General features: G+C 60.2%; 12 protein-coding genes. 8 read left to right on the forward strand and 4 right to left on the reverse strand.

Going from position 1 to position 13,415, the window contains the following annotated elements; genetic code table 11:
- The first annotated feature begins 70 nt into the window (after positions 1–70).
- The 8 genes from IEX53_RS08195 to IEX53_RS08230 all read left to right on the forward strand — a co-directional run bounded on the left by IEX53_RS08195 (position 71) and on the right by IEX53_RS08230 (position 9,392).
- A complete protein-coding gene (locus IEX53_RS08195; RefSeq protein WP_188823251.1) occupies positions 71–793 on the forward strand; it encodes a c-type cytochrome in 723 nt (240 codons plus the stop codon).
- Between the two features lie 159 nt (positions 794–952).
- Positions 953–2,800: an extracellular solute-binding protein gene (locus IEX53_RS08200; protein WP_236016104.1), complete on the forward strand. Its 1,848-nt coding sequence runs from the start codon at positions 953–955 to the stop codon at positions 2,798–2,800.
- 7 nt (positions 2,801–2,807) lie between these two features.
- The gene (locus tag IEX53_RS08205; protein ID WP_236016095.1) at positions 2,808–4,703 is read left to right on the forward strand and encodes an extracellular solute-binding protein; all 1,896 of its coding nucleotides are present in this window, start codon (positions 2,808–2,810) and stop codon (positions 4,701–4,703) included.
- 33 nt (positions 4,704–4,736) lie between these two features.
- Positions 4,737–5,837 (forward strand): microcin C ABC transporter permease YejB, encoded by a 1,101-nt coding sequence (locus IEX53_RS08210; protein WP_188823255.1) that lies wholly within the window; start codon positions 4,737–4,739, stop codon positions 5,835–5,837.
- Positions 5,837–6,979: an ABC transporter permease gene (locus tag IEX53_RS08215; RefSeq protein WP_188823257.1), complete on the forward strand. Its 1,143-nt coding sequence runs from the start codon at positions 5,837–5,839 to the stop codon at positions 6,977–6,979. The genes IEX53_RS08210 and IEX53_RS08215 overlap by 1 nt, the downstream gene beginning before the upstream one ends.
- A 48-nt stretch (positions 6,980–7,027) precedes the next feature.
- Positions 7,028–7,267 carry a hypothetical protein gene (locus IEX53_RS08220; RefSeq protein ID WP_188823259.1) on the forward strand — a complete coding sequence of 80 codons (240 nt, stop codon included), beginning with the start codon at positions 7,028–7,030 and terminating at the stop codon, positions 7,265–7,267.
- Positions 7,267–7,770, forward strand: coding sequence for a type II toxin-antitoxin system VapC family toxin (locus IEX53_RS08225; protein WP_188823261.1), 504 nt, complete (start codon positions 7,267–7,269; stop codon positions 7,768–7,770). Before IEX53_RS08220 ends, IEX53_RS08225 begins: the two co-directional genes overlap by 1 nt.
- On the forward strand, positions 7,767–9,392 hold the full coding sequence (locus tag IEX53_RS08230; RefSeq protein ID WP_188823263.1) for an ABC transporter ATP-binding protein: 1,626 nt from the start codon (positions 7,767–7,769) through the stop codon (positions 9,390–9,392). The genes IEX53_RS08225 and IEX53_RS08230 overlap by 4 nt, the downstream gene beginning before the upstream one ends.
- 94 nt (positions 9,393–9,486) lie before the next feature.
- Here IEX53_RS08230 and IEX53_RS08235 read toward each other — a convergent pair whose 3' ends face one another.
- The 4 genes from IEX53_RS08235 to fabA form a co-directional block, all read right to left on the reverse strand.
- Positions 9,487–10,251: a molybdopterin-synthase adenylyltransferase MoeB gene (locus IEX53_RS08235; RefSeq protein WP_188823265.1), complete on the reverse strand. Its 765-nt coding sequence runs from the start codon at positions 10,249–10,251 to the stop codon at positions 9,487–9,489.
- Positions 10,252–10,488: 237 nt separating this feature from the next.
- Complete coding sequence (gene fabI / locus IEX53_RS08240) at positions 10,489–11,304, reverse strand: enoyl-ACP reductase FabI (RefSeq protein WP_188823268.1); 816 nt, start codon at positions 11,302–11,304, stop codon at positions 10,489–10,491.
- 101 nt (positions 11,305–11,405) lie between these two features.
- Positions 11,406–12,623, reverse strand: a complete 1,218-nt coding sequence (fabB, locus tag IEX53_RS08245) for a beta-ketoacyl-ACP synthase I (protein WP_188823269.1) — start codon at positions 12,621–12,623, stop codon at positions 11,406–11,408.
- A gap of 44 nt (positions 12,624–12,667) precedes the next feature.
- Complete coding sequence (fabA, locus tag IEX53_RS08250) at positions 12,668–13,183, reverse strand: 3-hydroxyacyl-[acyl-carrier-protein] dehydratase FabA (protein WP_188823506.1); 516 nt, start codon at positions 13,181–13,183, stop codon at positions 12,668–12,670.
- Positions 13,184–13,415: the final 232 nt, after the last annotated feature.

Consider the following 13,415-nt stretch of genomic DNA (forward strand, 5'->3'; position numbering starts at 1 on the left):
CCGGTTCCAGCCTTGGAGCGCCTGCGCCTCCGGAACATTGGACTCTCGCAAGGGGGAGCGCTGACAGTCGATGGAATCACAAGCCTATAAATATACAGGGGCATTTCTGGCGGCGGTTTTCGTCATGATGTCCGTCAGCCTTCTCTCCGACGTCATTTTCGACAGCCCGAAGCCGGAAAAGGAAGGCTATAATATCCAGCCGCTGGAAACCGCTGCCGCCACGCCGGAAAAACCTGCCGCCGCGGCTGTTCCGATCGCGACGCTGCTGCAAAACGCCGACCCCAAGAAGGGCGAAACCGTCTTCAAGCGCTGCCTGGCCTGCCATAGCGGCGAAAAGGGTGGCCCGAACAAGGTCGGCCCGCATCTGTGGGATATCGTGAACCGTCCGATCGCGTCGGTGTCCGATTTCAGCTATTCCGCCGCCATGAAGGAATTCGCCAAGACCGCCAAGGTCTGGGACTACGAGCATCTCAACGGCTTCCTCACCTCGCCGAAGACCTATGTGAAGGGCACGGCGATGGGCTTTGCCGGCGACAAAAACGACCAGGAGCGCGCCGACCTCATCGCCTATCTGCGCACGCTCGCCGACAACCCCGCGCCGCTGCCGGCGGCTGAAGATGCCAAGCCTGCCGAAGGCGAGCCGGCGAAGCCTGCGACCGAAACGGAAAAACCGGAGAACGAAGGCGGCCAGCCCGGCGGCGGAACCGGCAACCCCGCCGGAAACGTCGACCCGACGCAAGGCGAACAGCCCGCCCCCGCTGCTCCAGCCGGGCAGGAAGCGCCGAAGCAGTAAGGGCGGTTTCAAGCCAATCCTCTTGAAAAGCCGGGAACTTCCCGGCTTTTTTCATTTTTCCTTGGCTAGCGCCTTTCTTCCTCCGCAAAAGACATTAGTCTGGCCTTACGGTTAGGATCCTAGGAGAGGCAAGGCATGAGGGTTATGCTGGCAGGCGCGATGGCGCTGGCTTTGGTGGCTGGGTTTTCGACATATGGAAACGCACAAGATTCCGAGCCCAAATGGCGGCACGCCAGCAGTCTCCTCGGCGAACCGAAATATCCGGCTGATTTCAAGCATTATGACTATGTAAACCCCGAGGCACCTAAAGGCGGGACGCTCAATCAAGTAGCGGTCGGCAGCTTCGACACGCTCAATCCGTTTGTCGTGCAGGGCGTCCCCGCTGCGGGACTCGTCGATTTCGGCGGCGGAATGCTCTACGACACGCTCATGACGGATTCGACAGAGGAAGGATCCACCAGCTACGGACTCATCGCCGAGGCAACGCAATATCCGGATGATTTCTCCTGGGTGAAATTTCGCCTCCATCCAGCCGCGCGGTGGCATGACGGCAAGCCAATCACGGTGGAAGACGTGATCTGGTCGTTCGAGACGCTTAAAAAGCAATCGCCGATGTACAACAAATATTACGCCGATGCGGTGAAGGCGGAAAAGACCGGGGAGCGCGAGGTCAAATTCACTTTCTCGCAAAAGGGCAATCGCGAATTGCCGCAGATCATGGGCCAGCTCGCCGTGCTGCCGAAACATTGGTGGGAAGGCACCGATGCCAGCGGCAAAAAGCGCGATATCTCGCGCCCGACGCTGGAAATTCCGCTCGGCTCCGGCGCGTATAAAATCGAAAAAGCAATCCCCGGCAAATCGATCGTGTGGGCACGGGTTCCGGATTATTGGGCCAAGGATTTGCCTATTCATGTCGGGCGCTACAATTTCGATCGTTTGAAGTATGAGTATTTCCTTGATGGCAACGCGACATGGGAAGCCTTCAAGAAAGGCGGTCTCTACGATTACCGGGTGGAGAATATCAGCGCGCGCTGGATGCAGGAGTATAATTTCCCCGCCGCCCAGCGTGGCGATGTGATCAAGGCATCCTTCCCCTATCACGCGATGGGGCGGATACAGGGCTATTTCCTGAATACACGCCGCGAGAAATTCAGCGACCGGCGCGTGCGCGAGGCGCTGAACTGGGTCTTCGACTTCCAGTCGATGAACCGGCTGCTGTTCTTCAACCGATACAAGCGGATCGAAAGCTATTGGGCCGGTAACGATCTTGCCTTGAAAGGTGGCCTCCCGACAGGAAAGGAACTGGAAATCCTCGAGACCGTTCGGGATCAGGTGCCGCCGGAGGTGTTCACCAAGGAATTCAAGCTGCCGGTCTTCGATACGCCGCAAGCGACGCGGGACAATCTGCGCCGCGCCATGCAGCTTTTTCGGGAGGCGGGGTACACGCTCAAGGACGGCGCTCTTCTGGACAAGAACGGCAGGCCGTTTACCATCGAGTTTTTAGCCGATGATCCGAGCGACGAAAAAGTCATCAACCCCTTCGTCGACAATCTGCGCCGGGTTGGTATCCGCGCGACGGTGCGCATCGTGGACGCAGCGCAGTACCAAACGCGGTTGAGAGATTTCGACTACGATGTGATGTCGGCGATTATTCCGCAAACCAATTCGCCCGGCAATGAACAGCGCGAGCACTGGAGCACCGCTGCCGCCGATTTCAAGGGAAGCCAGAACTATTCCGGCATCAAAAACCCGGCGATCGACAAGCTGATCGACCGGGTGGTCTATGCCAAGGATCGTGATGAACTGGTCGCCGCTACCCATGCGCTCGACCGGGTGCTGCTGTGGAACTATTACGTCGTGCCACATTGGTATCCGGAAAAGATGGACGTCGCCTATTGGAACAAGTTCGGGATCCCGGAAAAACAGCCGGACTATTCGGGTATCGACCCCTTCTCCTGGTGGATCGATCCCGCCAAGGAAAAGGCGCTGAAGACGAACGGGGGGTGAGGGCCACATGCTGGCGGACCATCCTGCAGGGGCCAGACCGATGCTCGACAGGCGCTCGTTTCTCGCCCTCTCCGGCAGTGCGGCAATTGCCGCCTTCCTGCCGGGGCGGGCTTTTGCCGATACGCCAACGGGCAGACCACTGCACGGGCTTTCCGCATTCGGGGAGCTGAAATATCCCGCCGGCTTCTCGCATTTCGACTATGCCAGCCCGGAAGCGCCCAAGGGCGGGACCTTCACCTTCAGCCCGTATTACTGGTCCTACAACCAGAGCACGCGGACCTTCAACACGCTGAACACTTTCTCCAACAAGGGCGATGCGCCGCCGCGCATGGAGCTTTGCTTCGATTCGCTGATGACCTCCGCGCTAGACGAACCCGACGCTCTTTACGGTCTGGTTGCGCAGAGCGTGACCATCGCGGAAGACCGCAAATCCTATATTTTCAAGCTGCGGCCGGAAGCGCGGTTTGCCGATGGGACGCCGCTCACCGCCGAGGACGTTGCGTTCAGCTATCAGACACTCAAGGAAAAAGGCCATCCGGAACTGCTTCTGGCGCTGTCGGCGCTCGAAGAGGCAAAGGCCGAGGATGCGCATACGTTGCGCCTTATCTTTTCGCCGGAGCATTCCGCGCGAGCCATTCTCGACGCGGCGGGGATGCCCATCCTTTCAAAAGCCTGGTACGCGACCCGTGATTTTTCCGCCTCCACGCTGGAGCCGCCGCTCGGCTCGGGACCGTACAAAGTAGGGCGCTTTTCCGCGGCGCAATTCATCGAATATGAGCGCAACAAGGACTATTGGGCGCGCGATCTGCCCGTTAACAGGGGCTTTTATCATTTCGACCGGATCCGCATCGAGTTCTACCGCGACCGGCAGCCGGAGTTCGAGGCGTTCAAGAAGGGTGTGCTCGACTGGCGATGGGAAAGCTTGTCGAAGTTCTGGGCGACGGAATATAATTTTCCCGCGATTCTCGACAAGCGGGTGGTGAAGCGCACGTTTCCGCGCGAGAAGCGGCCCAGCATGCAGGCCTGGGCAGTAAACCAGCGGCGCGAGCGCTTCCGCGATCCGCGCGTACGAGAGGCGATCACGCTCTGCTTCGATTTTGAGTGGACGAACAAGAATTTGTTCTACGGCTTATACCAGCGCTCGCAATCCTGTTTCGACGGCTCCGATTTCGAGGCGAAGGGAAAGCCCTCTCCCGCCGAGCTCGTCATTCTGGAGCGCTATCGCGACCGGGTGCCGGAGGCGATTTTCGGCGAAGTGGTGACCATGCCGGTTTCCGACGGCTCGGGCCGTGACCGCAAGCTCTTCCGCCGGGCCATCGACCTGATGACGCAGGCGGGCTTCAAGCGGGAGAACGGGCGCTTCACGGATAGGAACGGCAAGCCCTTCGATCTCGAACTCCTGACCGATTCGGAAGGGTTTCTGCGGATCTACAATCCCTTCGTGCAGAATCTGCAGGCCATCGGCATCAATGCATCGGTGCGGCTGGTCGACCCGGTGCAATATCAGGCGCGCACCCAGAGCTTCGATTTCGACATGGTGGGTATGGCGGTGATCATGGCGGCGACGCCGGCGCAGGATTCGCTGAGTTCCATGTTTTCTTCCCAATCCGCGGGTATGCCGGGCACAAGAAACTATCCAGGAACCGCCGATCCAGTGATCGACGCTTTGATTGCGGACGTGGGCAAGGTCACCTCGCGCGCGGAGCTCGTGCCGATCCTACAGGTGTTTGATCGCCTCTTGCGTCTCAAGCGCGACTGGATTCCAACTTGGACTTCGGCGAATCACCTGGTTGCCTATTGGGACAGGTTCGGCTTCAAGGAGCCGAAACCCGATTACGGATTTCCGGTGGAGACGCTATGGTGGGTGGATGAAGAAAAGGCACGGGCTATTGGCAAGGCTTGAACGAAACCGCGATAAATCGGGAATGAATATCTGATGGGCGCCTATATCCTGCGCCGCCTGCTGCTCATGATCCCGACCATGTTCGGCATCATGGCCATATCCTTTGCCGTGGTGCAGTTCGCGCCCGGCGGCCCGGTCGAACGGGTGCTCGCGCAACTTTCCGGCCAGGGCGGCGACGCGCTCGACCGCCTCTCCGGCGGTGGCGGCGATATGGGCCAGGGCAACAATTTCGACTCAAGCGCCATCAATTCCAAATATCGCGGCGCGCAGGGGCTCGACCCGCAATTCATCGCCAGCCTGGAAAAGCAGTTCGGCTTCGACAAGCCGCCGCTCGAGCGCTTCTTCGACATGCTGTGGAATTATCTGCGCTTCGACTTCGGGCGCTCCTATTTCCGGGACATCAGCGTGCTCGACCTGATCCTCGAGAAGATGCCGGTTTCAATCTCGCTGGGCCTGTGGCTGACCTTCCTGTCCTACGCCATCTCGATCCCGCTCGGCATCCGCAAGGCGATCAAGGACGGCTCGCATTTCGATGTGTGGACCAGCGCCGTCATCATCGTCGCCTACGCCATTCCGAGCTTCCTGTTCGCCATCCTGCTGATCGTGCTCTTTGCGGGCGGCTCGTTCTTCGACTGGTTCCCCTTGCGGGGCCTGACCTCGGCGGATTTCGAGCAATTGTCGCTCTGGGGCAAGATCACCGATTATCTCTGGCACATCGCGCTGCCGGTCACCGCGCTGGTGCTCTCAGCCTTCGCCACGACAACGCTGCTGACCAAGAATTCCTTCCTTGAAGAGATCCGCAAGCAATATGTGACGACGGCGCGGGCCAAGGGCCTGACGGAGCGGCAGGTGCTTTATCGCCATGTCTTCCGCAACGCCATGCTCATCGTCATCGCCGGTTTCCCCGGCGCGTTCATTTCCGCCTTCTTCACCGGCTCGCTCCTGATCGAGACGATCTTCTCGCTCGACGGGCTGGGGCTGCTCGGCTACCAGTCGGTGCTCAACCGCGATTATCCCGTGGTTTTTGCCACGCTCTACATCTTCTCGCTGCTGGGCCTGCTGGTCGGGTTGCTCTCCGACCTTCTCTATACGTGGATCGATCCGCGCATCGATTTCGAGCGGAGGGATGTCTGATGGCGAAAGCTGCGGCAAATATCGAAACCACGCCTCCCGTGCGCCGGCCATGGCTCTCGCCGCTCAACCAGCGGCGCTGGAAGAACTTTAGGGCGAACCGCCGCGGCTGGTGGGCGCTCTGGCTGTTCCTCATCCTGTTCATCGCCTCGCTCTTCGCGGAGTTCATCGCCAACGACAAGCCGATCCTCGCCTATTACAAGGGCGAGCTGCTGGCGCCGGTGCTGGTCGATTATCCGGAAGAGAAATTCGGCGGGTTCTATGCCGTCACCGATTATCGCGATCCTGTCATATCGGATGAGATCAAGGCGCATGGCTGGATGATCTGGCCGCCGATCCGCTATTCCTACCGCACAGTCAATAACGACATTCCCGAGGCCGCGCCGTCGAAACCCTTCTGGCTTTATACCAAGGAGGAGCGCTGCCAGCGCTATCCGAAAGGCGTCAATGACGAGAACTGCGTCTTCGGCAATTGGAACCTGCTCGGGACCGACGACCAGGCGCGCGACGTCTTCGCCCGGATGCTCTACGGCTTCCGCATATCGGTGCTGTTCGGCTTGATTCTGACGGCGGCGTCCGCGCTTATCGGCGTGACTGCGGGCGCGATACAGGGCTATTTCGGCGGCTGGGTGGACCTCCTCTTCCAGCGCTTCATAGAAATCTGGTCATCGATCCCGGTGCTCTATCTCCTGCTCATCATCGCCGCGGTGCTGCCGCCGGGCTTCTGGATCCTGCTCGGCATCATGCTGCTTTTCTCGTGGGTGGCCTTTGTCGGCGTGGTGCGGGCGGAATTCCTGCGGGCGCGCAATTTCGAATATGTCAACGCGGCGCGGGCGCTGGGTGTCCCCAACGGCACGATCATGCGCCGCCACCTCTTACCCAACGCCATGGTGGCGACACTGACCTTCCTGCCCTTCATCCTCAACGGTTCGATCACGACGCTCACCTCGCTCGATTTCCTCGGCTTCGGCCTGCCGCCCGGCTCGCCTTCGCTGGGCGAACTTTTGGCGCAGGGCAAGAACAATCTGCAGGCGCCCTGGCTCGGCATCAGCGGCTTCATCGTCATTTCGCTGATGCTGTCGCTGCTGATTTTCATAGGCGAAGCGACCCGCGATGCTTTCGATCCGCGAAAAGCGTTCAAATGAGGGACGCAATCGACTATATTACCCCAGCGAAACACGGGGTCTGAAGCCATGGGTGTCACAATCAAGCATTACCGGGCATCGAAACTGCCCGCCGAATTGCGCATGGGATTGCCTGATGACGCGCTGGTGCGGGTAACAGTCGAGCCGGAGCCGGAAACGCGCGGGCCGAGGAACGCCAAGGAATTAGAAGAGCAAATCGAGCGTGTAAGGAAAACGCTAAAACGCACTGTCACCACCGAAGAAGCCGTTGCAAGGATCAGGGAACTGCGTGACGAGTGGGATGATTGATGGAACCCACTGAACGTCTCTATCTCGATACAAACGTTTTCATCGAGATGGCGGAGGGAAAAAACGATTGGCGCCGGCGGTTTTATAAAACCGCCGACGTTCGAACACCGAGTGGAGCGCCAATCCTCTGTACGAGCGAATTCACGCTGGCTGAATTGCTGGTGCTGCCCTATCGCGAAGGAAATGACGAATTAATCCAGCTTTATGAGAACTGGATAATGCAAGGCAGCGTTTGGCTGGATGTAATGCCGGTAACGCAGGACGTCCTCCGGCGTGCTGCGCTCGTCCGATGTCATTATCCTCGTGTGAAGCTACCGGACGCGATACATCTGTCTACGGCGATCAGCTTCGGTTGCAGCCATTTCCTTTCCGCCGACAAGAAGATTCCGAATGAAATCGAAATAGCAAATCTTCGGTTTGAGACTCCCAAATCATCCCAGTCGCTAAAGATCGTCACCCTTTCATCCGATATCCTCCAATCCATCCTGAGCGACCGCGCATGAAGAAATCCCCCCTCCTCTCCGTCCGTGACCTCTCCATCGCCTTCACCCAGGACGGCAAGGAGAGGATTGCGGTCGATCATATCTCCTTCGATGTCGACAAGGGGGAGACGGTGGCGCTGGTGGGCGAATCAGGCTCGGGCAAGTCGGTGTCGGCGCTGTCGATCCTGAAGCTGCTGCCCTACCCCTCGGCCAGCCATCCCTCCGGGCAGATCCTGTTCGAGGGCAACGATCTCCTGGACAAGGACGAGCGCGACCTGCGCAGGGTGCGCGGCAATGACATCTCGATGATCTTCCAGGAGCCGATGACCTCGCTCAACCCGCTGCACACGATCGAGCGGCAGGTGGGCGAGACGCTCAGGATTCATCAGGGCATGGGTGACAAGGCCGCGCGGGCGCGTACGTTGGAGCTTCTCCACGAGGTCGGCATCCGCGAGCCGGAAAAGCGCCTCAACGCCTATCCGCATCAATTATCGGGCGGGCAGCGGCAGCGCGTGATGATCGCCATGGCGCTCGCCAACAAGCCGGCGCTGCTCATTGCCGACGAGCCGACCACCGCGCTCGACGTGACGGTGCAGGCGCAAATTCTCGAGCTTCTGGCGGATCTCAAGGCCAAGCAGGGCATGTCGATGCTGTTCATCACGCATGATCTGGGCATCGTGAGCAAGATCGCCGACCGGGTCTGCGTGATGACCAATGGCAAGATCGTCGAGACGGGGCCGACGCAGGAAATCTTCGACAATCCGCAGCATGAATATACGCGGCATCTGCTTGCCGCCGAGCCGAAGGGCAAGCCGCCGCCGGCCAACCCCAAAGCGCCTTCCGTCATGGAAGGGCGAGACATCAAGGTCTGGTTCCCAATCAAAAAAGGCTTCCTGCGCCGCACGGTTGACCATGTGAAGGCGGTGGACGGGATCGATGTGACCATCCGCGCCGGGCAGACGCTGGGCGTCGTCGGCGAATCGGGCTCGGGCAAGACGACGCTTGGGCTGGCGCTCTCGCGCATGATCTCCAGCCAGGGCGATATCCGCTTCGAGGGACGCGAGATCGAGGGCTTGAGCTTCAAACAGATGCGGCCGCTCAGGCGCGAATTGCAGATCGTTTTCCAGGACCCGTTCGGCTCGCTGAGCCCGCGCATGTCCATCGCCGAGATCATCGCGGAAGGCCTGAAGGTGCATGAGCCGCGCCTCTCCCCCGATGAGCGTGACGCGCGTGTGGTGGCAGCGCTGGAGGAGGTCAATCTCGATCCCGACACCCGCTTCCGCTATCCGCACGAATTCTCCGGCGGCCAGCGCCAGCGCATCGCCATTGCCCGGGCGATGGTCCTCAACCCACGCTTCGTCATGCTGGACGAGCCTACTTCCGCGCTCGACATGAGCGTGCAGGCGCAGGTGGTGGATTTACTGCGCTCATTGCAGAAGAAGCACGGCCTTGCTTACCTCTTCATCAGCCACGACCTGAAAGTGGTGCGGGCGCTCGCCAACGACGTGCTCGTCATGCGCAACGGCAAGGCGGTGGAATATGGCCCGGCGTCGGAAATCTTCGCGCGGCCCAAGGAGGATTACACCAAGGCGCTGATGGCGGCGGCATTCCGCATGGAAGTGGCGAATGGGGTGAGGCAGTAAAAGGTCAGTGAGGTAGTGAGTAGTGAGTAGTGAGTAGTGAGTAGTGAGGTAGATAATCTGATTCTCTATCTCACTACTCACTACTCACTACTCACTACTCACTACTATAATTGATCGTCTCGAACCGCGCCGCCAGCCCGTCATAGAGCAACAACCTGCCGACGAGCGGCTTGCCGATACCTGCGACGAGCTTGATGATCTCCATCGCTTGCAGGGAACCGAGGATGCCGGGCAGCGCGCCCAGAACACCGGCTTCGGCGCAGGTGGGCACCTGTCCTGGCGGAGGGACTTCGGGGAAAAGGTCGCGGTAGGAGGGGTTCGGCCTGCCCTCGCCATCCGTCTCATAGGGTTTCAGCACTGTCAGCGAACCGTCGAAGCGCCCGATGGCGGCGGTCACCAAGGGCTTTTTCACGGCAGCGGCGGCATCGGCGACGATGTAGCGTGTGGTGAAATTGTCCGAGCCGTCGGCGATGACGTCATAATTGGCAATCAGCGCCTCGGCATTGTCCGCATCGAGCCGCAGGGTGTGCGTCTCCACCTTCACATGCGGATTGATGCGGGCGATGTTTTGCGCGGCGCTTGTCGTCTTCAATTCGCCGACGCTACCGGTGTCATGGACCACCTGCCTTTGCAGGTTGGAGAGCGAAACGCGGTCGTCATCGACGATGCCCAGCGTGCCGACACCCGCCGCCGCCAGATATTGCAGCACGGGAGCACCCAAGCCGCCCGCGCCCACCACCAGCACGCGGGCGCGCTTCAGCTTGTGCTGTCCGGGACCGCCGATCTCGCGCAGCACGATATGCCGGGCATAGCGCTCCAGTTCAGGCCCGGAAAGCAGGGTTTCGTCGGGATGGCTCATAGCGATGCTTCCTGGAACATTTCATATCGATACGGAAACAACTGTGCGCCCTTCATCCTCGTGGTTCGAGGCGAATTCCGCTGCGCTCCATTCGCACCTCACCATGAGGATGAAGGGTCCGCAACGCCGCAGTAGCCCTCATCCTGAGGCGTGTAGTGGAGCGCAGCGGAACGAAGCCTCGAAGGGCGAGGGCGCTTGGCGATTCCATCAAACAAGAACCGCTTTAAGCCCCTACCCTCAGTCGCCGTTCTCGTCCGTCTTCTTCAGCTCGTCCAGCGTCGGCATGGAGACGATGTTGTAGCCCGAATCGACGAAATGGACTTCGCCTGTCACGCCGCTGGAAAGGTCGGACAGCAAATAGAGCGCCGAATTGCCGATCTCGTCGATATCGACGGTGCGGCGCAGAGGCGCGTTGCGGCGCTGATAGTTGAAGATGGCGCGGGCGTCGCCGATACCGGCGCCGGCGAGCGTGCGCACGGGGCCTGCGGAGATCGCATTGACGCGGATGCCTTGCGGCCCGTAGTCGGCGGCGAGATAGCGCACCATCGCCTCGAGCGCTGCCTTAGCCACGCCCATGACATTGTAGTTCGGGATGGTGCGCGTCGAGCCGCCATAGGTCAGCGTCAGGATCGAGCCGCCATCCTTCATCAGCTTTTCGGCGCGCTGGGCCACTTCCGTGAAGGAAAAGGCCGAGATCACCATGGTGCGGCTGAAATTCTCGCGCGTGGTCACGTCAGCATAACGGCCCTTCAGCTCGCTCTTATCGGAAAAGCCGATGGCATGAACGAGGAAATCGATCTTGCCCCAGCGCTTTTCGATCTCGGCGAAAACGGCATCGACGGTAGCGATGTCCTCCACATCGCAGGGGAGAACGAAATCGGAGCCGACCTGCGCGGCCAGCGGCTTCACCCGCTTGCCCAGCGCATCGCCCTGATAGGTGAACGCAAGCTCGGCGCCATGGGCGGCCAATTGCTTGGCAATGCCCCATGCGATCGAGTGATTGTTCGCGACGCCCATAATGAGGCCGCGCTTGCCCTTCATCAAACCTTCCATACTCATTCCTCTCGGTCAGCTCAGCCTTTGTTTCGCCGCATGATCTTCTCCGAAAAGCCTGCAGCCTTTTGCTGCGCCGGCCTCCGGCTCGGGATCATGCTCTAGTAGCGCTGGAATACCAGCGTCGCATTCGTTCCGCCGAATCCGAAGGAATTCGACAGGACCGTGTTCAGGCGAGCATTGTCGATGCGCTTGCGGACAATAGGCATGTCGGCAAAGGCGGGATCCAGTTCCTCGATATGGGCGCTCTCGCAGATGAAGTCATTCTGCATCATCAGGAGCGAGTAGATCGCCTCCTGCACGCCGGTCGCGCCCAGCGAATGGCCGGTCAGCGACTTCGTCGCCGCGATCGGCGGACAATTCTCGCCCGAGCCGAACACGCGGCGGATCGCCTCGATCTCCGGCGCGTCGCCGGCGGGCGTCGAAGTGGCGTGCGGGTTGATGTAGTCGATCTTTTCCTTGACGGTCGAGAGCGCCATTTTCATGCAGCGCTCCGCCCCCTCGCCCGAGGGGGCCACCATGTCGTAGCCGTCTGAAGTCGCGCCATAACCGACGATCTCGCCATAGATCTTGGCGCCGCGCGCCTTGGCAACTTCCAGTTCCTCCAGCACCACTACGCCCGCGCCGCCGGCGATGACGAAGCCGTCGCGGTTCTTGTCATAGGCGCGGGAGGCGGTGGAGGGACGATCGTTGTACCTGGTGGACATCGCGCCCATGGCGTCGAAGAGCACTGAAAGCGTCCAGTCCAGATCCTCGCAGCCACCGGCGAACATGCGGTCCTGCTTTCCGTACTGGATCATCTCATAGGCATTGCCGATGCAATGGTTGGATGTCGCGCAGGCCGACGAGATGGAATAGTTGATGCCTTTGATCTTGAAGAAGGTCGCGAGCGTCGCCGAGGCGGTGGAGCTCATCGCCTTGGGGACCGCGAAGGGGCCGACCCGCTTCGGGCCTTTCTCACGGGTGATATCGGCGGATTCGACGATGGTGCGCGTCGAAGGGCCGCCCGAGCCCATGATGATGCCGGTGCGCTCGTTGGAGACTTCGCTCTCGTCGAGGCCCGCATCAAGGATCGCCTGGTCCATGGCGATGTGGTTCCATGCCGTTCCCCGGCCATGGAAACGCATGGCGCGGCGGTCGACCAGCGACTCGACATCGATCTGCGGCGCGCCTGCCACCTGGCACCGGAAGCCGAGCGCGGCATAATCTTCCGCGCGCGAAATGCCGGATTTCGCCTCACGCAGCGAGGCGAGAACCTCCTGGGTATTGTTTCCAATCGAGGATACGATCCCCATTCCGGTGACGACCACACGCCGCATCGCGTTTCTCCTTTGCGCCTGTCCCTGCCTCGGCCCTGATCCGGCTAGACGGCTGCTTCTTTAAACAAACCGACGCGCAGATCGCTCGCCTTGTATATGGTCTCGCCATCGGCTTTCAGCCAGCCATCGGCGATGCCGAGCACGAGGCGTCCGCGCATCACTCGCTTGAAGTCGATACCATATTCGACGAGCTTGGTCTTGGGGGTCACCATGCCGGAGAATTTCACCTCGCCGGTGGAGATGGCGCGACCCTTGCCGGGCTCGCCGAGCCAGCCGAGGAAGAAGCCGGTCAGTTGCCACATGGCGTCGAGGCCGAGGCAGCCGGGCATGACGGGATCGCCGATGAAATGGCACGGGAAGAACCAGAGGTCTGGCTTGATATCGAACTCGGCGCGGATATAGCCCTTGCCGTTCTCGCCGCCTTCTTCCGAAATCTCGGTGATCCGATCGAACATCAGCATCGGCGGCGCGGGCAATTGCGCGTTGCCCTGGCCGAACATTTCGCCGCGCGCGCAGGCGAGGAGTTCCTCATACCCGAAGCTCGATTTACGCTCTGCCATCATGTCTCCCATTCATTCGTCCCAGGCCGCATCGCGGCTGCCTGAAATATTGACACATCCTTAACCGGAGTGTTTCCAACAGTAAAACCGGGTCAACGGCTTTTTCCCGGCCTTTATGCGCCCAAGGAAACGCTATTGATCGTTGTCTCGCGAGGGCATATATCAATCCTGATACGCCATCGGCAACCGCCTGCGGCGTTTTTGACCAGATTTGAAACGAATTGACGGAAGG

Origin of the sequence: Paramesorhizobium endophyticum (assembly GCF_014640615.1) — a bacterium.
GTDB lineage: Bacteria > Pseudomonadota > Alphaproteobacteria > Rhizobiales > Rhizobiaceae > Paramesorhizobium > Paramesorhizobium endophyticum.

Coding starts and splice junctions, on each gene's coding strand:
- IEX53_RS08205 (WP_236016095.1), top strand. CDS start 2,808: ATGCTGGCGGACCATCCTGCAGGGGCCAGACCGATGCTCGACAGGCGC.
- IEX53_RS08225 (WP_188823261.1), top strand. CDS start 7,267: ATGGAACCCACTGAACGTCTCTATCTCGATACAAACGTTTTCATCGAG.
- fabI (WP_188823268.1), bottom strand. CDS start 11,304: ATGGAAGGTTTGATGAAGGGCAAGCGCGGCCTCATTATGGGCGTCGCG.
- IEX53_RS08230 (WP_188823263.1), top strand. CDS start 7,767: ATGAAGAAATCCCCCCTCCTCTCCGTCCGTGACCTCTCCATCGCCTTC.
- IEX53_RS08200 (WP_236016104.1), top strand. CDS start 953: ATGGCGCTGGCTTTGGTGGCTGGGTTTTCGACATATGGAAACGCACAA.
- IEX53_RS08195 (WP_188823251.1), top strand. CDS start 71: ATGGAATCACAAGCCTATAAATATACAGGGGCATTTCTGGCGGCGGTT.
- IEX53_RS08235 (WP_188823265.1), bottom strand. CDS start 10,251: ATGAGCCATCCCGACGAAACCCTGCTTTCCGGGCCTGAACTGGAGCGC.
- fabB (WP_188823269.1), bottom strand. CDS start 12,623: ATGCGGCGTGTGGTCGTCACCGGAATGGGGATCGTATCCTCGATTGGA.
- fabA (WP_188823506.1), bottom strand. CDS start 13,183: ATGGCAGAGCGTAAATCGAGCTTCGGGTATGAGGAACTCCTCGCCTGC.
- IEX53_RS08215 (WP_188823257.1), top strand. CDS start 5,837: ATGGCGAAAGCTGCGGCAAATATCGAAACCACGCCTCCCGTGCGCCGG.
- IEX53_RS08220 (WP_188823259.1), top strand. CDS start 7,028: ATGGGTGTCACAATCAAGCATTACCGGGCATCGAAACTGCCCGCCGAA.
- IEX53_RS08210 (WP_188823255.1), top strand. CDS start 4,737: ATGGGCGCCTATATCCTGCGCCGCCTGCTGCTCATGATCCCGACCATG.